This window comes from Streptomyces sp. 3214.6 (assembly GCF_900129855.1).
Taxonomy (GTDB): Bacteria; Actinomycetota; Actinomycetes; order Streptomycetales; family Streptomycetaceae; genus Streptomyces; species Streptomyces soliscabiei.
On the sequence record NZ_LT670819.1, the window covers coordinates 5,631,019 to 5,652,225 of the forward strand.

At 70.5% G+C, this 21,207-nt stretch carries 20 protein-coding genes and 1 pseudogene; 9 read left to right on the forward strand and 12 right to left on the reverse strand.

The window, feature by feature from the left end; translation table 11 throughout:
* Positions 1 to 96 precede the first annotated feature (96 nt).
* Complete coding sequence (locus tag B5557_RS25490; RefSeq protein WP_099936655.1) at positions 97 to 681, forward strand: hypothetical protein; 585 nt, start codon at positions 97 to 99, stop codon at positions 679 to 681.
* Positions 682 to 738: 57 nt separating this feature from the next.
* Here the strand turns inward: B5557_RS25490 and B5557_RS25495 are convergent, their stop codons facing one another.
* Positions 739 to 1,260 carry a DUF2165 domain-containing protein gene (locus B5557_RS25495; RefSeq protein ID WP_107472729.1) on the reverse strand — a complete coding sequence of 174 codons (522 nt, stop codon included), beginning with the start codon at positions 1,258 to 1,260 and terminating at the stop codon, positions 739 to 741.
* A 129-nt stretch (positions 1,261 to 1,389) separates the two neighbouring features.
* Between B5557_RS25495 and B5557_RS25500 the strand changes: the two genes are divergently transcribed.
* On the forward strand, positions 1,390 to 2,508 hold the full coding sequence (locus tag B5557_RS25500; protein WP_079664994.1) for an ADP-ribosylglycohydrolase family protein: 1,119 nt from the start codon (positions 1,390 to 1,392) through the stop codon (positions 2,506 to 2,508).
* A 23-nt stretch (positions 2,509 to 2,531) separates the two neighbouring features.
* On the opposite strand, the gene B5557_RS25505 is transcribed toward B5557_RS25500, so the two are convergent.
* Positions 2,532 to 4,103 carry a sodium:solute symporter family protein gene (locus tag B5557_RS25505; RefSeq protein WP_079661638.1) on the reverse strand — a complete coding sequence of 524 codons (1,572 nt, stop codon included), beginning with the start codon at positions 4,101 to 4,103 and terminating at the stop codon, positions 2,532 to 2,534.
* A gap of 137 nt (positions 4,104 to 4,240) precedes the next feature.
* Complete coding sequence (locus tag B5557_RS25510; protein WP_079661639.1) at positions 4,241 to 5,026, reverse strand: SDR family oxidoreductase; 786 nt, start codon at positions 5,024 to 5,026, stop codon at positions 4,241 to 4,243.
* A gap of 80 nt (positions 5,027 to 5,106) precedes the next feature.
* On the opposite strand from B5557_RS25510, the gene B5557_RS25515 reads away from it, so the two are divergent.
* Positions 5,107 to 5,946: a hypothetical protein gene (locus B5557_RS25515; protein ID WP_079661640.1), complete on the forward strand. Its 840-nt coding sequence runs from the start codon at positions 5,107 to 5,109 to the stop codon at positions 5,944 to 5,946.
* A 30-nt stretch (positions 5,947 to 5,976) separates the two neighbouring features.
* On the opposite strand, the gene B5557_RS25520 is transcribed toward B5557_RS25515, so the two are convergent.
* Together B5557_RS25520 and B5557_RS25525 are read right to left on the reverse strand one after the other, a co-directional pair.
* The gene (locus tag B5557_RS25520) at positions 5,977 to 7,956 is read right to left on the reverse strand and encodes an MFS transporter (RefSeq protein ID WP_079661641.1); all 1,980 of its coding nucleotides are present in this window, start codon (positions 7,954 to 7,956) and stop codon (positions 5,977 to 5,979) included.
* 170 nt (positions 7,957 to 8,126) lie between these two features.
* Positions 8,127 to 10,691 (reverse strand): D-alanyl-D-alanine carboxypeptidase family protein, encoded by a 2,565-nt coding sequence (locus B5557_RS25525; protein WP_079661642.1) that lies wholly within the window; start codon positions 10,689 to 10,691, stop codon positions 8,127 to 8,129.
* Between the two features lie 223 nt (positions 10,692 to 10,914).
* Between B5557_RS25525 and B5557_RS25530 the strand changes: the two genes are divergently transcribed.
* The 3 genes from B5557_RS25530 (at position 10,915) to B5557_RS25540 (ending at position 13,279) form a co-directional block, all read left to right on the forward strand.
* Complete coding sequence (locus B5557_RS25530) at positions 10,915 to 11,670, forward strand: GOLPH3/VPS74 family protein (RefSeq protein WP_079661643.1); 756 nt, start codon at positions 10,915 to 10,917, stop codon at positions 11,668 to 11,670.
* 373 nt (positions 11,671 to 12,043) lie between these two features.
* On the forward strand, positions 12,044 to 12,901 hold the full coding sequence (locus tag B5557_RS25535; protein ID WP_079661644.1) for a helix-turn-helix domain-containing protein: 858 nt from the start codon (positions 12,044 to 12,046) through the stop codon (positions 12,899 to 12,901).
* Between the two features lie 186 nt (positions 12,902 to 13,087).
* Positions 13,088 to 13,279, forward strand: coding sequence for a DUF397 domain-containing protein (locus B5557_RS25540; protein ID WP_079661645.1), 192 nt, complete (start codon positions 13,088 to 13,090; stop codon positions 13,277 to 13,279).
* A 176-nt stretch (positions 13,280 to 13,455) separates the two neighbouring features.
* On the opposite strand, the gene B5557_RS25545 is transcribed toward B5557_RS25540, so the two are convergent.
* Entirely contained in the window at positions 13,456 to 13,959 is a 504-nt protein-coding gene (locus B5557_RS25545) for a glutathione peroxidase (RefSeq protein WP_079661646.1), read from the reverse strand.
* 55 nt (positions 13,960 to 14,014) lie between these two features.
* Positions 14,015 to 15,010: an ArsR/SmtB family transcription factor gene (locus B5557_RS25550; RefSeq protein WP_079661647.1), complete on the reverse strand. Its 996-nt coding sequence runs from the start codon at positions 15,008 to 15,010 to the stop codon at positions 14,015 to 14,017.
* Positions 15,011 to 15,109: 99 nt separating this feature from the next.
* Here B5557_RS25550 and B5557_RS25555 point away from each other — a divergent pair, with 99 nt between their 5' ends.
* Complete coding sequence (locus B5557_RS25555) at positions 15,110 to 16,318, forward strand: MFS transporter (RefSeq protein ID WP_079661648.1); 1,209 nt, start codon at positions 15,110 to 15,112, stop codon at positions 16,316 to 16,318.
* Here the strand turns inward: B5557_RS25555 and B5557_RS25560 are convergent.
* From B5557_RS25560 to B5557_RS25575, 5 genes and pseudogenes are all read right to left on the reverse strand, one after another.
* Complete coding sequence (locus B5557_RS25560; RefSeq protein ID WP_079661649.1) at positions 16,315 to 16,572, reverse strand: winged helix DNA-binding protein; 258 nt, start codon at positions 16,570 to 16,572, stop codon at positions 16,315 to 16,317. The two genes, B5557_RS25555 and B5557_RS25560, sit on opposite strands and share 4 nt — an antisense overlap.
* Positions 16,573 to 16,637: 65 nt before the next feature.
* Positions 16,638 to 17,387, reverse strand: coding sequence for a hypothetical protein (locus B5557_RS25565; RefSeq protein ID WP_159424432.1), 750 nt, complete (start codon positions 17,385 to 17,387; stop codon positions 16,638 to 16,640).
* A gap of 183 nt (positions 17,388 to 17,570) precedes the next feature.
* Positions 17,571 to 17,720, reverse strand: a pseudogene (locus tag B5557_RS46310) (DUF4396 domain-containing protein); the annotation flags it as partial.
* Positions 17,717 to 18,391 carry a DUF305 domain-containing protein gene (locus B5557_RS25570; protein WP_079661651.1) on the reverse strand — a complete coding sequence of 225 codons (675 nt, stop codon included), beginning with the start codon at positions 18,389 to 18,391 and terminating at the stop codon, positions 17,717 to 17,719. The pseudogene B5557_RS46310 and the gene B5557_RS25570, both read right to left, overlap by 4 nt.
* Before the next feature lie 99 nt (positions 18,392 to 18,490).
* Positions 18,491 to 18,892, reverse strand: coding sequence for a DUF6153 family protein (locus B5557_RS25575; protein WP_231976034.1), 402 nt, complete (start codon positions 18,890 to 18,892; stop codon positions 18,491 to 18,493).
* 179 nt (positions 18,893 to 19,071) lie between these two features.
* Here B5557_RS25575 and B5557_RS25580 point away from each other — a divergent pair, with 179 nt between their 5' ends.
* Positions 19,072 to 20,169 carry an acyltransferase family protein gene (locus B5557_RS25580; RefSeq protein ID WP_079661652.1) on the forward strand — a complete coding sequence of 366 codons (1,098 nt, stop codon included), beginning with the start codon at positions 19,072 to 19,074 and terminating at the stop codon, positions 20,167 to 20,169.
* A 99-nt stretch (positions 20,170 to 20,268) separates the two neighbouring features.
* A complete protein-coding gene (gene sigJ / locus B5557_RS25585) occupies positions 20,269 to 21,204 on the forward strand; it encodes an RNA polymerase sigma factor SigJ (RefSeq protein WP_079661653.1) in 936 nt (311 codons plus the stop codon).
* The last annotated feature ends 3 nt before the right edge of the window (positions 21,205 to 21,207 follow it).

Consider the following 21,207-nt stretch of genomic DNA (forward strand, 5'->3'; position numbering starts at 1 on the left):
CCCGCCAGGGACTTGGAACGGGACAGCCCTACAGGATCCCCACAGTACGATGATCGGACCCCTCCTGGTTGAGGGGTCCCGTAGCTGAGGAGATGCGTGCCCGTGCCTGCCCGACGGCTTCCCTCCTGGGCCTGGGTCACCGGCCTGACGGTCGGTGCGATCGCCGCGGTCGTCGTCCTGACGGCGCAGGCCGAGAACGGCCCGCACCCGACGGCGTCGGCGAGCCGCCCTGGCGCCTCGGCGTCCGCGGGCGCCCGCCCCTCGGCCTCGCCGAAACCGTCGGCCACCCCGAAGGCGGCCGCGGTGCCCGCCGCTTCGGGCGCCGGACGCCGGATCGTGTACTCCCTGGGACAGCACCGGGTCTGGCTCGTCGACGCCGACGACACGGCCCGCCGTACGTTCACGGTCTGGCCCGGCACGGTGGACCCGGGCGTCGGCAGCTACACGGTGTCGCTGCGCAGGGAGGCCGTCACGGGCTCCGACGGCGTGGCGATCGAGCACGTCGTCTACTTCTCCGCCACGTCGGGCGTCAACATCGCCTTCTCCAACGCCGTCGACGGCTCCTCCCCGCCCCCGGCCGCCGCCGGCACGAAGACCGGCGGCATCCGGATGCCCAAGGCGGACGGAACGGCCCTGTGGGCGTTCGGCGAGACGGGGACGAAGGTCAGGGTCGTCGAGTAAAAGACCGTCGTCGAGGAAAAGACCGTCGCCGAGGGAAAGACCTTGGGGCCCGTGGGCTCACGCCCGGTCGTCGTCCCGCGCGACGGGCAGGTGGTCGACGATGAGGACGACCCCGCTGAACAGGAACGCCCGGGTCGCCGCGTCCAGTCCGTTCCAGCTCTTCGACTGCCACATCGCGAACCACTCCCCGCCGATGGCGATGAACCCGGCGCCGAACAGCAGCATGACCATGAGCAGCCCGTACGTGGACAGGGCGCGGGCGCGTATGAGGTCCTGGCGCGCCCAGAACCATGTCCCGGCGGCCAGCACCAGCCCGGCGACGGTCTCCCACACGATGATCGCGACATAGGCGGCGTCCTGCAGCCCCTTGCTCGTCACCGCCCGCCACATCAGGTCGTCGTCCTTGAACGTCGTGTCCATCGCCAGCACATGCCGCACGAACTGCTGGTTCGTGCCGAAGTCGGTGATGTTCCCGAAGGCGACGAGAAGCATGTAGAGCGCGACCATCGCGGTGAGCAGCGTCGCGGCGAGAGGCAACACACGCGTGGCGTGCGAGATACGTGAGGTGGGGGTGGTCATGCCGGTGTCCTTACCCCACGAGGTCTCCATCACCCCTCCACCGCACAGCCCGTGCACCGGGCGGCAGCGGAGCGGCGTTCGATTACAGTGACGGACGTCGTACGTACGGACGGTGCCCGGGAGGACTTGGTGGGTGCGACTGCCGGGCCCGTCTGGGGCCGTGCCGAACAGCAGGACTTCCGCGGCCGGGTGCGCGGCACGTTGCTGGGCGCCGCGATCGGGGACGCGCTCGGGGCGCCCGTCGACGGGCTGGGCATCGAGGAGATCCGGCAGGCGCACGGGCCCGAGGGCGTCGTGGACCTGGCTGCCGCCCACGGGCGGCGCGGCGCGGTCACTCATCTCACCCAGCTGACCCTGTTCACCGTGGACGGTCTGATCCGCGCCCAGGTCCGGCGCGACACCGGCGCCTGGCATCCGCCGACCGATCTGCACCGGGCGTATCTGCGCTGGGCCGCCACCCAGCGCGACTGGGGGCCCGATCTGCGGCGCAAGGACGACGGCTGGCTCGCCCGCGAGGAGTGGCTGTACGCCCGGCGTGAGCCGACCCGGACTTTGCTGCTCGGGCTCGGTGACGAGGTGATGGGGACGCTCGACTCGCCCAAGAGCCCCGGCGCGGCCGGACCCGAGGTCGTCCCCCGGTCGGTGCCCTTCGGGCTGCTGGTCGGCTGGGAGCCGCAACTCGTCGCGCAGCTCGCCGTCGAGTGCGCGACGCAGACCCACGGCCACCCGACGGCGTACCTGTCGGCGGGCGCGTACGCCGTCACCGTGCACGCGCTGGCCCTGGGCGAGAGTCTCGACGGCGCGGTGCAGCGGGCGCTCGCCCTGCTGGCCGCGTGGCCGGGCCACGAGCCGGTGTCGGAGGCGTTGCAGCGTGCGCTGGGCGCCGTACGGCAGGGGTTGCCGGGGCCGGGGAGAGTGGAGGAGCTCGCGGGGGAGGGGACGGCGGAAGCGGTGCTGTCGGGTGCCGTGTACTGCGCGCTCGTCGCGGAGGACGTCCGGCACGGGCTGCGGCTCGCCGTGAACCACGGCGCTCCCTCGGCGCCGACCGCCGCCGTCGCCGGCGGTCTGCTGGGGGCCCTGCACGGCGAGACGGCCCTCCCGCCGGCCTGGCTGGCCGAACTGGAGGGCCGTCCCACGATCCTGGAACTCGCCGACGACTTCGCCATGGAGATGACCCAGGGCCCGGCCCTGCACACCCCCGTCGGCGCGTCGCCGGGCTGGCTGGCCCGGTATCCCAGGGGGAGTTAGCCGGGGGTCGGGTCGGCGGGGAGTCAGTCCTTCGCGGGTATCGCGTTCCGGGGGCCCGGGATGGCGGCCGCCACGCCCGCGGAGCTCCCGTCCCCGTCCCCGTCCCCGTTGATCCGGTCGATGATCGCGAGCCGTTCCGGGGTGTCCTCGGGCTTGAGGTAGCCGATGAGGATGTACAGGACCAGCGACACGGCCAGCGGGATCGACACCTGGTACTGGAGCGGGACTCCGCCGTCGACGTTCCAGTTGATCGGGTAGTTGACCAGCCAGAAGGCCAGCAGACCCATCGACCAACTGGTCAGCGCGGCCGTCGGTCCGGAGCGGCGGAAGGGGCGCAGCAGGCCCAGCATCATCGGGATCGCCATCGGGCCCATCAGCCCGGCCACCCACTTGATGACGACCGTGATGATGTCCTTGAAGGCGGGCGAGTTGACCTGCGTGGCCGCCGCCATGGACAGACCGAGGAAGACGACGGTCGTCACGCGCGCCGCGATCAGCCCCGACCGCTGGTTCCACTCGCGTGCCCTGGCCCAGATCACGGGCGCGCAGTCCCGGGTGAAGACGGAGGCGATGGCGTTGGCGTCGGAGGAGCACATGGCCATCGTGTGAGAGAAGAAGCCGACGATGACCAGGCCCAACAGGCCGTGCGGAAGCAGCTGTTCGGTCATCAGGGCGTAGGAGTCGGAGCCGTCGGGCTTCTTCGACGTCACCAGCAGCGGCGACATCCACATGGGGAAGAACAGCACCAGCGGCCACACCAGCCACAGCACCGCCGACAGCCGCGCGGAGCGCTCGGCCTCCTTCGGGCCGGCCGTGGCCATGTACCGCTGGGCCTGGTTGAGCATGCCGCCGTTGTACTCGAAGAGCTTGATGAAGAGGAACGCCAGCAGGAATACGGTGCCGTACTGGGCGACCAGGGGCTTGTCGTGGCCCTGGAGGGCGGGCTGGTCCCAGGCGTCGAGGAAGCCGATGCCCTTGTCGTTGAGTTTCAGGACGACGGCGACGAACATCGCGACACCGGCCAGCAACTGGATGACGAACTGGCCGAGTTCGGTCAGCGCGTCCGCCCACAGCCCGCCGATCGTGCAGTAGACGGCGGTGATCGCGCCGGTGATGAGGATGCCCTGGTTGAGGGAGAGCCCGGTGAAGACGGACAACAGGGTCGCGATGGCGGCCCACTTCGCGCCGACGTCCACGATCTTCAGCAGCATCCCGGACCAGGCGAGCGCCTGCTGTGTCTTGAGGTCGTAGCGGTTCTTCAGGTACTCCAGCGGGGAGGCCACATGGAGTCGCGAGCGGAGCCGGTTGATGCGGGGCGCGAAGAGTTTCGAACCGATGGCGATGCCGAGGGCGATGGGGAAGGACCAGGTGACGAAGGAGGTCACGCCGTAGGTGTAGGCGATGCCCGCGTACCCGGTGAACATCACCGCGCTGTAGCCCGACATGTGGTGCGAGATGCCGGACAGCCACCAGGGCATCTTGCCGCCGGCGGTGAAGAAGTCGCTGACGTTGTCGACGCGTTTGTGCGACCAGACGCCGATGGCCACCATCACGCCGAAGTAGCCGATGAGCACGGCCCAGTCGAGACCGTTCATGTGCGCCCTCCCAGGGGTCAGACCGTGTTCAGCCCGGCGCTCATCGTGTGCGCTGCTGCGTGAACACGACAAGTAACCGTCAGGTCAAAGGGAGGTAAAGGTATTCGGCATAGTGTCCTGTGTTCACCTACATGAACTCACCGCATCAGCTCCCCGGCGTTGACCAGCAACGACTGTCCCGTGATCGCCCGCGCCCGGTCCGACGCCAGGAACACCGCCGCGTCGGCCACATCCCCGTCCGTGGCCAGCTCGGGCAACGCCATCCGCTCGGTGAGCCGCCCCAGCACCTCCTCCTCCGCCACTCCCTCCGTCACCGCGGTGAACCGCACGTACGCCTGCACCGGCGGCCCCCACATCCACCCCGGCAGCACGGTGTTGACCCGGATCCGATGCGGCCCCAGCTCCCGCGCCAGCGAGTACATCGCGCTGATCAGCGCCCCCTTGGAGGCCGCGTACGCCGCCTGCCGCACCTGCGACGGCGCCGCGACCGCGGACTGCGTCCCGATGAACACCACCGCCCCGCCCCTCGACTTCAGCGCGGGCAGACACGCCCGCGTCATCCGCAGACTGCCCAGCAGATTCACGTCGATCACCGACTGCCAGGTCGTGAAGTCGGCGTCCTCGACCCCGCCGAAGTAGGAGTCCCAGGCCGCCACCTGCACCACCGCGTCGATCCCCCCGAACCGCTCCCGCGCCAGCCCCGCCAGCGCCTCGCAACTCCCCTCGTCGCTGATGTCGGTGACCCGGTACGCCGTCCGCGCCCCCTCCGGGTCGATCTCGGCCGCGCTCTTGGCGAGGTTCGCCTCGGTCCGCGCCCCCAGCACGGCGTTCCCGCCGTCCCGTACGACCGCGGCGGCGACCCGGTGCCCGAGCCCGGCGCCGACTCCCGAGACGACGACGGTCTTCCCGCTGAGCAGTGACATCGGAACCTCCCTGACCCTGGCGCATCATCTGACGGAGCGTCAGAGTATGGGCGACCACAGAAGGACGGAAGGGGAGAAACATGAGCGAGGAGACCCGCAGCGACACCTACGCCGAACTGGCCGCCGTAGGACCGTACGGAGTCCGTCCCGGCCATGCCCTCATCACCATGGTCGAACCGCACCCCGGCCACGAGTACGCCTACAACCGCTGGTACGAGGACGACCACTACTACGCCGGCGCGATGGCGATGCCCTGGATGTACTCGGGCCGGCGGTGGGTGGCGACCCGCGACCTCCAACTGCTGCGCCACCCGGAGAAGTCGGCCATCGCCCAGCCCGTCACAGCCGGCTGCTACCTCTCCACCTACTGGATCACCGACGGCCGCTACGACGACCACATGAAGTGGACGGTCGCCATCAACAAGCGCCTCAACCGGGACGCCCGCGTCTACCAGGACCGCACCCACGTCTTCACCGCGTTCCACGACCACGAGACGACCGTCTACCGCGACGGCGCCGCCGGCCCCCGCGACTTCCACGCCCTCGACCACCCCTACGCGGGCCTCGTCCTGGAAGTCATCGACACCGACTCGGCCGAGCAGCGCGCCGAACTCCTGCAGTGGCTGAGCGCCCGCCACCTCCCCAAACGGGTGGCGGCCTCCCCGACGGCCATGGTCACCGTCTTCCGCCCCACCCCCCTCCCCGGCGACCGCATGACCTACGTCAAACAGGTCGAGGGCGTCGACACCCGTCTCACCCTGCTCTGGTTCCTGCAGAGCGACCCCAGGGACTGCTGGCAACAGCACTTCGCCGACCTGGGGGAAGCGGTCGGCGAATCGGGGCTGGGACGGGTGGAACTGGCCGCACCCTTCATCCCGACGGTGCCGGGCACCGACCGATACGTGAACCGGCTCCGCTGACGATCAGGGATGCCAGAGCCTTCAGACCTGTCAGGGCTGCTCCTTGAGCGCGTCGGGGCAGGGGGTTCCGCGGGGCAACTGGTAGGGCGCCGCCAGCCGGTAGATACCTGCCTTCGGCGCGAGCAACATCGTCCACTTGTCGCCCTCCGCGTCCTCCTCCGTCTCGAACAGGCAGCCGTTGACGTTGTCGTACGTCTTCGGTTCCCCGTCGGACCGGTCCTTGGACTCCTGCGTCTCCTGCGGGGGCTTCAGGCTCTTGCCCTGCGCGTCGACGATGCTCAGCCACGGCGAGTACGGGATCCGGATCAGGATCCGCCCGGCCTTCTTCACATCGATCGTCATCTCACCCTGCTCGGCGCGCTGCACGACCGCGTTCGGCTCGGCGAGCGAGGCCGGGTCGGTGACCTTGAACAGCTGCCAGTTCGCGTCGCCCCAGATCTGCTCCAGATACGGCAGCCCCCGCTGCACCAGCTGCCGCTCCCGCTCGCCCCCGTCGCCGTCCAACGCCTCCTTGGGGACGACGACGAAGTGCACGGCCCACCGCTGGAGCCACTCGTGGTAGTTCGCGGAGTTCAGGGTGTCGTCGTAGAAGAGCGGGTTGCGCTCCATGTCCGCCTGCCGGTTCCAGCCCCGGGCGAGGTTGACGTACGGCGCGAGCGCGGACGCCTCACGGTGCGATCGGGCCGGCACGACCTCCACCCGCCCCTTCTTCGCACCGACCTCCTGCAACTCGTTGACCAGCGGCGCCAGCTCACGCGCCCAGGAGGCCGCCGGCGTCGTCCGTACGACGTCGTCCACCGACTTGAAGCCGATCCAGCCCACGAACAGCAGCGACGACAGGACGATCACGTACCACTTGCGACTGCGCGGCACGGCGAACGGCAGCGCCGCGAGAAGCACCACACCCGAGACCAGCATCGACAGCCGCGTGATGTTGGAGCCGATCTGCGAACTGATCAGCCACACCCCCAGCACTCCCAGCCCGTACACCGCGGCGGTGATCCGCACGGTCTTCCAGTCGCGCGGGACGACGGCGAAGACGACCGCCGAGAACAGCAGCGGCAGCGACGCCGAGCCGAACGACATCGGCTGGGTGCCGGAGAACGGGAACAGCCACGCGGAGACGCCGACGACGGCCGTCGGGGCCAACCCGAGCGCCCACGCGCCCGGACGCCGCTTCTGCAGGAACAGCGCGACGGCGACTATGCCCACGAACAGGCCCGCCACCGGCGAGCCCATCGTGGCGAGCGCGGCGAGCGGCGCGGCGCACAGCGCCTTCGCCCACCGCTTGTAGCGCCAGCGGTACGGCCAGCAGAACACGACGGCGACGGCGGCCAGCGCGAACATGTTGCCGAGCCCGAACGTCACCCGCCCGGAAGCGGCGTTGCACAGCAGGGCGAAGACACCGGCCAGCGCCGGCCACACCGGGTTCTTCACCGGCCGACAGCGCAACAGGATGAGAGTGAGGAGGCCCGCCGAGAGCGTCCCGGCGATCATCATCGTCGTCCGGACGCCGAGCACGGACATCAGATACGGCGACACCATGCTGTACGACACCGGGTGCATGCCGCCGTACCAGGCGAGGTTGTACGCGGAGTCGGGGTGCCGGCCGACGAACTCGGCCCACGCATCCTGCGCCGCGAGATCGCCGCCACTGTTCGCGAAGGTGAAGAACCAGACGAGGTGCAGGGCGCCGGACAGCATCGTCATGGACAGCACGAGATGCCGCAGCAGCCACGCGCGCAGCGGCTCCAGGACGGATCGCACACCGGACGTCCGACGGGCGGGGTCCGGGCGGCCGCCCGACGCCGAGCCGTCCGGGACGGATCCCCGCTCGACCTCTACCACCGGGTCCGCCAAAGGTGCCGGCTCTGGGGGCGGGGCCGGGGAGGGGGCTGGGGCGGGGTCACGGTCGTGGTCGCCCGACTGGGGTGCGGGCACCGTCGGCCGCGGGCCGACGTCCGGGCCCGGACCGGTGTCGTCGGCTCGTGTCGGCTCCGCAGTGGCCACCTGAAGGCACTCCCCGTGTCCCGTCTTCTGCTTTCGGCCGCTTCCCGTTCGCGTCCGCTTCACGGCTGCGCCCTTGCGAGCGACGACCTGTCCCGTTTCGCGACGCTAGCACGCACCCCGCCGGGCGGCTGCCCGACGGGGTGGCGGAGCGTGCGTACGGGCGTCGCGGGTCAGCCGATGCGCGTCAGCTTGTCCGTGAAGCCCGGCTCGACCAGGTCCGTCTGCAGGGCGACCGGCACCTTGACCGCGCTGCCGGAGCCGTCCCCTACGGTCAGCGTGCCCACCTGGGCGCCGGCCTTCGCGGTGTGCGGCACCTCGTCGGCGACGAAGGACAGCTTCACCGTCATGCCCGCCCAGCCGACCACCGAGACGTCCTTGGTGACGACGACCGGCGTGTGGTGGCCCAGCTTGTCGTCCACGTACCCGACGACCTCGCCCTTCTTCACGATCTTCGCCGAGGTGAGCGCGTCCTGGGCGGCGAGCAGCGCGGTCTTGCTGACCGCGTTGACCGTTGCGAGGATCTCCTTCTTGTGCTGGCCGAGGATCGCGCCGACGAGGGTCACCGACCGCCCGTTGACCTCCTTGCGGGAGGCGAAGAGCAGGTTGCCGCCGGCCGCGGAGGTGCTGCCGGTCTTGATGCCGATCGCGCCGGTCTTGAACGGCAGCTCGTTGTAGTTGTTCCAGTACTTGCCGGACGGATCGGTCCAGCTGGCCGCGCTGGAGATGGCGACCAGCGCCGGGACCTGCACGAACGCACGGCCGAGCTTCACCTGGTCCTCGGCCGTGGAGACGGTGGTCTCCTTCAGGCCCGAGGGGTCGGTGTACGTCGTGCGGGTCATCCCCAGTGCCTTGGCGGTGGCGTTCATCTTCTTCACGAACGCCGCCTCCGAGCCCGCGTCCCAGCGCGCGAGCAGCCGCGCGATGTTGTTGGCGGAGGGGATCAGGACGGCCGACAGAGCCTGCTTCTCGGTGAGGAAGTCGCCGGCCTTGACGGTGTTGAGCGTCGACTCGTCGCCGGTGACGTCGTAGCCGCCCTCCTTCTCCGCCGTGGCGTCGATCTCGATCTTCGGGCCTTCCTCCCCGGCCTTCATCGGGTGGTCCTTGAGGATGATGTACGCGGTCATCGTCTTGGCGACCGAGCCGATGGCCACGGGCTTCTGCTGGCCGAAACTGCCCATCGTGCCGACGCCGTCGACGTCGATCCAGCCCTGTCCCTCACCGGGCCAGGGCAGCTGCGTCTTGCCGCCCTCGAAGGTGTAAGAGCCCTTCGCGGTGAGGGTGAGCGCGGTCGTCGGCAGCGGACGCACGGCCTGCGCGATCGCAAAGACCACGACCAGCAGGAGGACCAGTGGCGTCCAGATCTTGATCCGTCGGCCGAGAGTGCGCAGCGGAGTCGGCGGGGGCGGCGGGGTGTTCGTCAGCTCGGCCAGCAGGTCCAGCGGCGGCTTCGGCGGCAGCGGCTGCTGCGTGGTGCGCTCGGGACCGATCTGCGGGACGAGAGCGGTGACCTCCGGCGAGGCCTTGGCGGCCGGCTTCAGCGGCCGGGGCTCGTCGAGCGGCTTCAGCGCGACGAACTTGCTGGTCCGCTCGGCAGGCGCGTCGGCCTCCGGCTCGGCGCCCGCCTTGTCCGCGTCCGGCTTGGGCTTGGTGTCCGCCTTGTCCGCGTCCGGCTTGGTGTCCGCCTTGTCCGACTCCGGCTTGGGCTTGGTGGCACCGCCCAGCTTCAACATGGTCGTCGGCTGATCGACGGCAGGCTTCGGCCGCGGCGCCTTGAAAACGGCAGTCGGCTGATCGACCCCGGAACCGTCGCCGCCATCGGCTGCCTTGCCCGACTCGGCCTTGTCCGACCCGTCGCTGTCCGACTCGGCCTTGTCCGACTCGGCCTTGTCCGACTTGGGTTCGTCGTCCTCGTCCTCGTCCGCGCCCGCAGCCCACTTGGGCGCGGACTTGGACACGGCCTGGGAGGCGGGCTTGGCCTCGGCCGCCCCGGCGTCACTCTCGGAACGTTCCTTCGCGCCGTCATCGGCGTCCGCCGAGCCTTCGTCAGAGCCCTTCTCGTCCGCCGAGGCCACCCACTGGGCCACAGCCGCCCGCAGACGCTCGTCACCGCCCCCGACGGCCTCAGAGCCTCCCGAGCCCTCCTCGACGCCCTTGGAGCCCCTCGAAGCGCCCCCCACGCCCTCAGAGGCAGCAGCAACGGCCTCGCGGTCCGCCGCGTCAGCCCCGGACTCCCCGGCCTCCTCGGACTTCTCGGACTTCCCGGACGCGTCGGCCTTCGCCGGGTTCGCGTCCTCTGGCGTCTCGGCGGCGTCGCCGGCGACCTCGTCCTCGTCCCCGTCCCCGTCCTCGTCCCCGTCCTCGTTCTCGTCCTCGTCCTCGACCTCATCGGCGGCCTCGGTCTCGCCGGTCCGGGCAGCCGTCCGGGGCGCGCCGACCTTCGCGGGCTTCTCGGCGGCCGCCGTCTCCGCGGCCTTTCCGGCTTCGCCGGGCTCCTCCGTGGTGCCGGACGCGGTGAGTTCGTCGGGGGTCTCCGCGGGTGCGGGTTCCTCGGGGGTTTCGGCTTTCAGGTCCCGTACCGAGAAGACCCGGGTCGCGGTGTCCACGCCTCCTCGGGGCGTGGACGCCGCGACCCGCGGGTCGGGAACCGCACCCGCGCTCCCCGACGTCGGTTCTGCCGACGACTCGCGCTGCTTCGACCTGTCGGGGGACTCGCCCGCCACCGATGCCTCCTCCATGTGCCGCACGCCGTCCGCGCGCCTGCCGAACCGTGAACCGCCCGCCCCGGACCCGCCTCGCGGCGCTGTCCGAACCATCTACCAGTGTCCTGTGTAGAGGGCTTGGCTCCTGCGGTAGACGAGAACGACATACCTACTGGTTCCACTACAAACAGGTCACGCACCCTCGACAGACCAATGTGAGAGGGGTCACCCTGTCATTCATCCACGCGGGGAGGCATGGATGGGCATGAGCCGCAGAACTCTTCCGGAAGAGTTGTTGCTGCTGGCGTTGGACCCGACCACGGGTACCACCGCACAGCCGCAGTCGCTCGACCTCGGTCTGGCCGGAGCGCAGCTAGTGGAGCTGGCGCTGGCCGGACGGATAGCCCCTGACGGGGATCGTATCGCCGTGGTGGCACCACGGCCGACTGGAGATCCGACTTTGGACTGCGCGTTGGAGTTGCTGCGAAGGCGCGGCGCTCCTGTGCGTGCCGTCCACTGGATCGGCGGGCCGCGTCTCGGGCTGCGCCAGACCTACCTCTCGCATCTGGAGCGCTGCGGCATGGTTACCGCCGTCGCGGGCCAGATGTGCGGAGTGCTGCCGACGACTCGCTACCAGGCGACGGACAACGACATCAGCCGGGAGATCAGGGCCCGGCTGGACTCCGCGATCCGCACCGGCGTTCCGCCGGACCCGCGGACCGCGGCGCTCGCCGCACTGGCGCACGCGGTCGGCCTCGGCAAGCACCTGTATCCGGGGAACGAGGGACGCTCGTCCCGCTCCCGGCTGCGGGACCTGATCAGGCACGACCCGATGGGCGGTCTCGTGGCGCACGCCGTGATGGACGTCCAGAACGGCGCGGCCGCACAGCCGCGTCGCCAGCAGGCACCCGCCGGCCGTCAGGCAGGACCGGGGGCCAGGCCCGCTCCGGAGCCCGCCCGTGGCGTTCCGGCGCAGCCGCACCGAGGTTCCATGGCGCGTGTCGTGGCCCACTGAGCCGCAGTCCCACGACGCACGCAGCTCGCAAGTCGCACAGTCGCAAGTCGCACAGTTGCAAGTGGTAAGACGCGCAACGCAAGACGCAGCACGCCTGACGTAAGTCCTGGTGGACGTAAGACCCGTTCGGGAGCCGCCGCGGCCCGCGCGGGGCGGAGGGACCAGTGTCCCGCCGTCCCGCGCGGACGCATGCTGGGAACACGTCGCCGCTCCCGCCGCGTTGCCCGGCATCCTTCGGGGGGCGACCCGAACTGGCGTGTACCGGCCGCATATCCACCGTTTTCCAGCGGTAGAAAGCACCTTGGTGGCAGTCTGCTCAGCAGCAGATACACAAAGTGTTGGTTACAGGCACGCAGCCGGAGGTGCACGTCCCGTGGCGTCCAATGTCAATCCCACTGTCAGGCGACGCCGGCTGGGCCAGGAGCTGCGTCGGCTCCGCGAGCTCAAGGGCATGACGGCCGAAGAGGTCGCCGAGCGCCTGCTGGTGTCGCAGTCCAAGATCAGCCGGCTGGAGAACGGCCGGCGCAGCATCAGTCAGCGTGACGTCCGTGACCTGTGCGGGGTGTACGAGGTCGAGGACCAGCGGATGGTCGACTCGCTGATGGAGATGGCCAAGGACTCCCGCCAGCAGGGCTGGTGGCATGCCTTCGGCGATGTCCCGTACAGCGTCTACATCGGTCTGGAGACGGACGCGGCGAGCCTGCGCGTGTACGACCCGCAGGTCGTGCCCGGCCTGTTGCAGACCCGTCAGTACGCGGAGGCGCTGATCTCGGGCGCGCTGCCGGAGACCGCGCACACGGAGGTCGAGAAGCGTGTGCAGGTGCGCATGCGTCGGCAGGAACGTGTCTCCTCGAGCGAGAACCCGCTGCGGCTGTGGAGCGTCATGGACGAGTCGGCGCTGCGCAGGGTCGTCGGCAGCCGTGAGCTCATGCGGGAACAGCTCGAACACCTCGTGGAGCAGTCCCAGTTGCCGCACGTCACCGTGCAGGTGATCCCCTTCGACATGGGCGCGCATCCGGGGCTGAACGGCCAGTACGCGATCCTGGAGTTCCCGGACACGGCCGACTCCAGCGTCGTCTACATCGAGGGCGTCACCAGCGACCTCTACCTGGAGAAGCCGAACGACGTGCAGAAGTACAGCGTGATGTACGAGCACCTGCGCGCCCAGGCCCTGAACGTGGACCAGTCACGCCAGTTCATCGCCGACATCGCGAAGAAGTACGTGCCCTGATAGGCCCGTAGCGGGCCCGCATTGTACGCCTCCTCTCGACCGGATGGAAGTTTCCAATGGAATATGTCATCCGGTCGAGTGAATAGTCGCTTCGTCAGTCGATGTTGGCGAGTAGCGTCGATCACGCCATCGAGCAACAAGGTTGGCGCGATGACAGCAACTCAACAACTGCACTCCGGAGCAAAAATGGCAATTCGTCAGGGCAGCGCACACACGTGGACCAAGTCTTCGTACTCCACGGGCAACGGTGCGTGCGTCGAGGTCAAGTCGCCGGCGGTCCAGGCCATGTTCGTCCGGGACTCCAAGGTCCAGGACGGTCCGAACCTGGTCTTCCCCGCCGACGCGTGGAGCGACTTCGTGGCATCGGTCAAGGCGTAGGGCAGAGGACTTCCCGACGCTCGACCGTCACCGATACAACTGCACAAGAACCACCCACGGGCCCTCTCGTCCAGCTCGCCGTCCTAGCCGAGAGGGCCCGGTGCTGTTCCCGGGGTGCCGGCTCCGCGGGTCCGGCCCGGTTGGACCGGTCAGGCCGGTCAGCCCGGTCAGGCCGGTCAGCCCAGCTGGGCCTCGATGGCCGCGACGACCTCGGCGGCCTCCGGCTCGGTCTGCGGGGAGAAGCGAGCGACGACGGAGCCGTCCCGGCCGATCAGGAACTTCTCGAAGTTCCAGCGGATGTCGCCGTCGTGGCCCTCGCCGTCCGCGAACCCGACGAGACGCTCGTACAGCTGGTGCCGCGCCTCCCCGTTGACCTCGACCTTCTCGGTCAGCGGGAAGGTCACGCCGTAGGTGGCCGAGCAGAACTCGGCGATCTCCTCGGCACTGCCGGGCTCCTGCCCGAGGAACTGGTTGCAGGGCACGCCGAGGACGGTGAAGCCCTGGCCGGCGTACCGCTCCTGGAGCTTCTCCAGGCCCGTGTACTGCGGGGTCAGGCCGCACTTGGAGGCCACGTTCACCACCAGCACGGCCTGGCCCGCGTACTGGGAGAGCTCCGCGGAACCGCCCTTGAGGGCACCGATCTGGACGTCGAGGGGAGAGGAACCGGCATCAGTAGTCATGCTCCGGATGGTAGGGCCTGCAAGGTGACCCATCCCTTCCGGGGGCACCCCCCGCTTACGATTCCGGCCCCTGCCCCAGTGTCCCGGCCGCTCGCGCCACCGCTTCGCCGGCCGGCGTGCGGGAGTACAGCACCGAGCGGCCCGCCCGGTGGCGTCGGATCAGGCCCGCGTCCAGCAGGACGCGCAGGTGGCGGCCCACCGAGCCGAGGCCCTGACCGGTCACGGCCACCAGTTGGGTGGTGCTCAGGGGGCCCTCGCCGAGGAGGACGAGGACCGTCGCCCGCGCGGGGCCCAGCAGCGCGCTCAGCGCGGCCGGCGCGGCGCGGGCCCGCTCCCCGTGATCCCCGGCCAGTGCCCCCGCACAGGGGTAGACGACGGCGTACCGCTCCCGCCCCTCCCACGACACCCACCCGGCCTTCGGGGTGACCGGTACGAACACCAGCTCGGCCCCGGAGATCTCGCGGGGCGGATACTCGTGCAGGTTGACCTGAAACCGACTCTCCCCGAGCCATCGCGTCCCCGGCCGCAGGGAGTCCAGCACGGCGGCCCAGCCACCCCGGCTGACCTGCGCTGTCCGCGCCACGACGTCGGCCTCCAGGATGCGCCGCCGCCGCTCCCAGTACGGCCGTACGCCCGCCTCCCACGCGTACTCGAGCAGCGCGGCCGCCCGCTCGGCGAGGTCGTCGCGGTCCAGGGTGGCGGGCAGCGGGCCGGCCAGGGACATCCGAAGATGGTCGCGGACGTCCGCCGGACGGGCCGCCCGGATCCGGTCCACACCCTCCTCGAAACTCTCGCCGTCCCTCGGCGTGGGCGTGAGGAAGTCGGCGATCCAGTGCCGCCCCAGTCCGGCCCGCACGAGCAGCGCGGTCACCGGGTCGGCGGCGAGCACGGCGCGGTAGCCGGGGAGATGGTCGCGCAGCCAGTCGTGTTCGCCGGGGTGCGCGCCCACGCCCGTGTGCAGCAGCTTCAGGCTCGCGAAGGTCTCCGCGAGCGGCGAGAGCACGAACCGGCTGCGGGCCAGAGTGTCCGCGTTCACCTGCCACCAGCCCATGACCGTCCCGCCCCCCCCGTACAGCTGCGGTCACGATCGACGTTTCGCGCCCTGGCGAAACAATAACCACCCCTCCCCGGCCCGCCCCAGACTCCGCCCATGACCGGACACACGTACCGACAGCTCTTTCGCGTCCCCGAGTTCGCCCCCCTCTTCCTCTCCTCCGCCGCCCACACCGCCGCCCAGACGGTGAGCGGGCTCGCCCTCGGCACGCTCGTCTACCGGGCCACCGACTCCCCGTTGCTGTCGGCGGTGAGCATGTTCGGCCCGTCGCTCGCCCAGGTGCTGGGCGCGACGTTCCTCCTCTCGGGGGCCGACCGGCTGCCGCCCAGGGCGACGCTGACCGGCCTCCCGCTCGGCTTCGCCGCCGCCACGGCCGTCCTCGCCCTGCCCGCACTGCCGGTGTGGGGGGTCTTCGCCGTCGTCCTCGTCCAAGGGCTGATCGCCTCGCTCGGCGGCGGCGTCCGCTGGGGCCTGCTGAACGAGATCCTCACCAAGGACGGCTATCTGCCCGGGCGTTCGCTCTTCAACATGATGAGCGGGCTCATGCAGATCGCCGGGTACGCCGTCGGCGGCTCCCTGGTGACCGCCCTCTCCCCACGCCCGGTGCTTCTCCTCGCCGTCCTGCTCTACGCGGCCGCCGCCGTGATCGCCCGGCTCGGGCTGACCGACCGCCCGCCGCGCGCCGTCGGCCGTCCGTCGGCTGCTGTGACCCGGCGCACCAACGCCGTCCTGTGGTCCTCCCGGCCCCGCCGCCTCACCTACCTGGGCCTGTGGGTCCCCAACGGCCTGGTCGTCGGCTGCGAGGCACTCTTCGTGTCCTACGACCCCGACGCGGCGGGCGTGCTGTTCGCGTGCGCGGCGCTGGGCATGCTCGCCGGCGACGTGACCGTGGGCCGCCTCCTCCCGCCGTCCCTGCGGCCCCGCCTGGCCACCCCGCTCCTGCTGCTCCTCGCCACCCCCTACCTCGTCTTCGCCCTGCACCCCGCGCTCCCGCTCGCCGCGGCCTGCGCCGGCCTGGCCTCCGTCGGCTTCGGCGCGAGCCTGGTCCAGCAGGAGCGGCTGATGGCCCTGACCCCGCCCGAACTCAGCGGCCACGCCCTGGGGTTGCACTCGGCCGGCATGCTGACGATGCAGGGCGTCAGCGCGGCCCTGGCGGGCACGATCGCCCAACTCACCTCACCGGCCACGGCGATGACGACAATGGCCCTCATGTCGATCGCGGTGACCGCGGCGTTGGAGCTCGCCACTCGAACGAACGCCGCCCGCACACCGAACGAGCTCGCCAAGCGCCGGGCAATTCTCTAGGGCCTGTCCTGGACGTCGTCGGTGAAGACCGCCGGGACCTTGTTGTCGAGGACGACGCGGGCGAGGAGCGCGGTCAGCCGGTCGCGCTCGTTCGCGGTCAGGCCCGACTGCAGGTTCTCGATGCGGTGGCACGTCTCGTCGTAGAAGCCGTGCGCGAGCCGGTCGCCCTCCTCGGTGAGTCCGACGCGTACCGCCCGCCCGTCCCGCGGGTCGGGCTCGCGACGCACCAGGCCGCGCTGGACCGTCCGGTCCACGCCGACCGCACCAACGCGGACACGACCCCCATCTGCTCACCTGCGGTTCTCCCCATGAGGGGAGCTTAATGGCGGGTCGAGGAGGCGAGCCTGCGCAGCTCCTTCAGGTCGATCTGCTGAGGCGTGCCGCCGACTATCTCGACGGAGAAGACGGCTTCGAACGGATGCCCCTCGGCGACGATCGGGTCAGTGAGGAAAGCGGCATCGGCGAGGAGTCGCGCCGCGGCACTCGTGCCGAACCCGAAACTCCCGGCGAGGATGATGATGTTCCGCTCCCGGTTGAAGGGGTTGGCCGCGCGAATGAGAATGCCCTGGTCGGCGACCAGTTGGTCGTGGGAATCCATGACGCAGCGCATGACCTCCCCGGTGGACGCGTCATAGATGTTCGCGTCGTGGGCGTCGACCGAGCCGAAGGTGAACGTCACGGGCAGGCGCTGCATGACCTCGGCCGTCACCTGGTTGGAGTGCGGCCCGCCCACCAGCACGAGGTTGCCCTGGCGTTCGGGGCCGGTCAGCTGGTGGCTGGGCGTCAGCGGCAGATGGCCGACACCCGCCCGCTGCAACTGCTGGCGCAGTTCGTTCAGCGCCAGCACGTCTCCGACGCCGACCAGTCCCGACCGCTCCCAGATGTAGTGCTCTTCCTTGATGAAGATCGACGTCACGACCCTGAGGTCGCTGGTGACGAACGGCTTCCAGAAACTTCGCATGTTCCGAAACCGCCATAAGTCACGCAACCTGCCGAAGGACCAGCCGGCCACGAAAGCGATCGCCGCGGACGCCAGGTTGACCAGAAGGTCACGAAGGCTGCTGCTCATCCAGGGGTGCTCCGATCGGGACCGGGGTGGGCGGGGGCGTGGGCCCGCTGGATTCCTCCCCGTGTCGATCGTCGCCGTCACCGGGTGGCATGCCGATCCCTGACGTATTTTTTCTCCGCCATCAAATGGGTGCCGGAGACTCGCGAGGTCGCTCAGTGGGTCAGTGGGGTCAGTGGGGTCAGTGGTGGGCGCGTTGCCCCAGCCGAAGGCCGTGCCGACGACCATGCCGAGGATCTCGCCGATGGCGCAGCCGGTCAGGCAAGCGGGGACGGCGAGGCCGGCCCGGGGTTCCGTTCGGACGCCGGACCGGCCTCGCCCCCTCGGGACGGTCAGCTCTTGCCGAGGAGCTTGTTCATCTCGGCGATCTCGGCGGTCTGGGCGGTGACGATGTCGTCGGCCATGGAGGTGGCGGGACCGTACTTGCCCTTGGTCTTCTCGATGCCGGCCATGTCCACGGCGCCCTTGTGGTGCTCGATCATCATGGTCAGGAACATGGTGTCGAAGTCCGTGCCGGACGCCTTCTCCAGCTCGGTCATGTCCGAGCCGTCCATCATGCCGGGCATCGCCGAGCCGCCCGAGTGGTCCATGCCGGGCATCGCCGAGCCGCCCGAGTGGTCCATGCCGGGCATGGCCGTCGGGACGTCCTCGCCCCAGGACGTCAGCCAGCCGCTCATGGTCTTGATCTCCGGGTCCTGCGCCTTCTCGATGCGCGAGGCGAGATCCTTGACCTTGGCCGAAGAGGCCCGGTCGGCGGCCAGCTTCGCCATCTCCAGGGCCTGGAGGTGGTGCGGGATCATGCCCTGCGCGAAGGACATGTCCTGGGCGTTGTGCGCGGCCGCCGGCGCGGAGCTGTGACCGCCCGCGTCTCCGGTGCTGCTGCTGCCGCTTCCGCTGCTGCCGTCACTGCCGTCGCCGTCATTGCCGCAGGCGACGAGGGTGAGCGCGGCGGTGACGGACACGGCCGCGAGAACGGCGCGGCGGGTCAGGGTACGGGTGTTGCGCATGCTGAAACTCCTGCTGTGCTGTGGGTGTTCTGCGAAGTGGATCCGGACGTGCCGAGGCGCACCGTGTCGCTGTGCCGGTGACGCGGTGCGGCGCGGTTTCTAGATCCGCAGGAGCTGGAGTTCCGCCAGGGAGGGTGGCGCGCGTGCGCCGTCCGGGGCCGTGCGCGGGTACGAGCGGACGGCGTCGGCGCGCATCGGGACGGCCACCGGGTCGGGAGCCACGGCGGGCAGCGCCGGTGCGCCGCTCACCGCGGCCGCCACACAGGTCGGGTCGGCGTGGTGGAGGTGCCCTCCACCGCAGCCGCCGTCGTCTCCGGGACAGCCCTTGTGGGCGCTCGCCGCGGCGACCTTCATGTGCTGTGGCCCGGCGTGTTCGTGAACGGTGCCGACGGGGGCCAGGGCGTGCATGCCCAACAGCCCGGCCAGCAACCCGAGCACGAGCAGCATCCGCAGGCGCCGCACGGGCGCCGGCGCGAGGTGCTGCTGCCCGGGATCGTTCATCGGGGCCAGCCTACGGGCACGTCCGGCGGATCGCTCCGCCGCCCTCCGGATGCGCAGGGTGCTGGACGCCGAGCGGTTGCTGCGCGAACTGCTGGGACGTCAGGACTGACCGGAGGTTTGCCCGGCCGTAGGGCGGTTAGCAGCGCCGGGACAGGTGTCACGGCTGCACGCAGGAAGGCATGGGCATCGGGCAGGCCACACAGAAGGACGTCCCGCAGACGGACGTCGCGCAGACGGACGTCGCGCAGACGGACGTCGCGCGCAGGGACGCGTTCTTCGACAACGCCAAGTACCTGGCGATCGTCCTGGTCGCCGTCGGACATGCCTGGGAGCCGTTGCGCGAGGGCAGTCGTACGGTCACCGCGCTGTACACGCTCGTCTACGCCGTCCACATGCCCGCGTTCATCGTCGTCTCCGGCTATTTCTCGCGCGGGTTCGACGGCAGTCCGCAGCGCGTCCGGCGGCTGATCACCGGCGTGGCCGTGCCGTACGTGGTCTTCGAGGTGGCGTACACCCTGTTCACGCGATGGACGGACGACGCCCCGGACCGCGACATCAGCCTGCTGGACCCGCTCTACCTGACCTGGTTCCTGGCAGCCCTGTTCATCTGGCGGCTGACCGCGCCGGTCTGGCGGCTCGTCCGGTGGCCGCTGCCGCTCGCGCTGGCCGTCGCGACGCTCGCGACCCTCTCCTCCGCCATCGGCAAGGACCTCGCCCTGCAGCGGGTCCTGCAGTTCCTGCCCTACTTCGTCCTCGGGTTGCTGCTGCGGCCGGAGCACTTTCTGCTGGTGCGCCGTCGCGCGGTGCGGCACGTGGCGGCGCCGGTCCTCGTGGGTGCCCTGGCCGTGGCGTACTGGGCGGTTCCCCGTATGGACATGGACTACGCCTGGTTCTTCCACGACGACAGCGCCGAACAACTCGGCGCGCCCGCCTGGTACGGCCTGTTCACGACGCCGGCCACCTTCGGTTGCTCCGTCGTCCTGGTGGCCTGCTTCCTGGCCTGTGTGCCGGGGCGGCACACCTGGTTCACCGCACTCGGCGCGGGCACCCTCTACGGCTACCTCCTGCACGGCTTCGTCCAGCAGAGCGCCGGCGCCGCCCACTGGTACGCCCCCGCCTGGATCCACCGGCCCCTCGGCGCGGTCGCGGTCACCCTCGCCGCAGCCCTGACCGTGACCCTGCTGTGCACACCGCCCGTCCGACGGGTCTTCCGGTGTGTGACGGAGCCGAAGGCGGGGTGGGCGTTCAGGAGACAGGCCCCGGCGGGGGAGACGTAGATCACATTCTCCGGGGGGATGTCACACTCCGGGAGTCGGGATCCCTCTCAGTGCGGAATGCGTCCGCAACGGACCGCATCCGTGACGGGAGGCCCAGCGATGTCCCACTCTCCGCCAGATCCGCAGGCGGCTTTCGACGACCACCGTGAGCTGCTCTTCTCCATCGTGTACAACATGCTCGGCAGCGTCGCCGACACCGAGGACGTGCTGCAGGAGACATGGCTGGCGTGGGCGGCCAGGAACCGGGAGCCAGGCGCCGAGCCGACCGAGCACCCGCGCGCCGAGCCGATCGAGCACCCGCGCGCCTACCTGGTGCGGATCGCGGTGAACCGGGCCCTCGCCCACCGGGCTGCCGTCAGCCGCCGCCGTGAGACCTACGTCGGGCCGTGGCTGCCCGAGCCGCTCGTCGGTCCCCTCACGGACCCTCCCGTCGGCGCCGACGCGGCCGACGCGGCGGTGCACGCCGAGTCGGTGTCGATGGCGCTGCTGGTCGTCCTGGAGACGCTCACACCGCTGGAACGCGGAGTGTTCGTCCTGCACGAGGTCTTCGGCTACGCCCACACCGAGATCGCGGACATCCTCGGCCGCAGCCCCTCGGCGATCCGTCAGCTCGCCCACCGCGCCCGCGAGCACGTCCAGGCCCGGCGCCCCCGCTACGAGCCCGCCCCGCACGTCCGGCAGCAGGTGACCGAACGGTTCCTGGCCGCCGCGCTCGGCGGCGACCTGGACGCCCTCCTGCGGATCCTCGCGCCGGACGTGACCCTGTGGAGCGACGGCGGAGGGCGCACCCGGACGGCCAGCCTGCGTCCGGTCCACGGCCGGGACAAGGTCGCCCGCCTGTTCGCCGCGCTCGCCCCCCGCTCCGGCCAGAGCCTCGACGTCGTCTACCGCAAGGTCAACGGCGACCCGTCGGCGCTGCTGTTCGCCGGCGACACCCCTTACGCCGTCATGGTCCTCGACCTCACACCGGACGGCGATCAGGTGTGCGGGATCTACACCGTCGCCAACCCCGACAAGCTCGCTCACGTCAACTGAACA

Coding starts and splice junctions, on each gene's coding strand:
- B5557_RS25495 (WP_107472729.1), bottom strand. CDS start 1,260: ATGACCACCCCCACCTCACGTATCTCGCACGCCACGCGTGTGTTGCCT.
- B5557_RS25505 (WP_079661638.1), bottom strand. CDS start 4,103: ATGAACGGTCTCGACTGGGCCGTGCTCATCGGCTACTTCGGCGTGATG.
- B5557_RS25510 (WP_079661639.1), bottom strand. CDS start 5,026: ATGTCACTGCTCAGCGGGAAGACCGTCGTCGTCTCGGGAGTCGGCGCC.
- B5557_RS25515 (WP_079661640.1), top strand. CDS start 5,107: ATGAGCGAGGAGACCCGCAGCGACACCTACGCCGAACTGGCCGCCGTA.
- B5557_RS25525 (WP_079661642.1), bottom strand. CDS start 10,691: ATGGAGGAGGCATCGGTGGCGGGCGAGTCCCCCGACAGGTCGAAGCAG.
- B5557_RS25530 (WP_079661643.1), top strand. CDS start 10,915: ATGGGCATGAGCCGCAGAACTCTTCCGGAAGAGTTGTTGCTGCTGGCG.
- B5557_RS25540 (WP_079661645.1), top strand. CDS start 13,088: ATGGCAATTCGTCAGGGCAGCGCACACACGTGGACCAAGTCTTCGTAC.
- B5557_RS25545 (WP_079661646.1), bottom strand. CDS start 13,959: ATGACTACTGATGCCGGTTCCTCTCCCCTCGACGTCCAGATCGGTGCC.
- B5557_RS25550 (WP_079661647.1), bottom strand. CDS start 15,010: ATGGGCTGGTGGCAGGTGAACGCGGACACTCTGGCCCGCAGCCGGTTC.
- B5557_RS25555 (WP_079661648.1), top strand. CDS start 15,110: ATGACCGGACACACGTACCGACAGCTCTTTCGCGTCCCCGAGTTCGCC.
- B5557_RS25565 (WP_159424432.1), bottom strand. CDS start 17,387: ATGAGCAGCAGCCTTCGTGACCTTCTGGTCAACCTGGCGTCCGCGGCG.
- B5557_RS25570 (WP_079661651.1), bottom strand. CDS start 18,391: ATGCGCAACACCCGTACCCTGACCCGCCGCGCCGTTCTCGCGGCCGTG.
- B5557_RS25575 (WP_231976034.1), bottom strand. CDS start 18,892: ATGAACGATCCCGGGCAGCAGCACCTCGCGCCGGCGCCCGTGCGGCGC.
- B5557_RS25580 (WP_079661652.1), top strand. CDS start 19,072: ATGGGCATCGGGCAGGCCACACAGAAGGACGTCCCGCAGACGGACGTC.
- sigJ (WP_079661653.1), top strand. CDS start 20,269: ATGTCCCACTCTCCGCCAGATCCGCAGGCGGCTTTCGACGACCACCGT.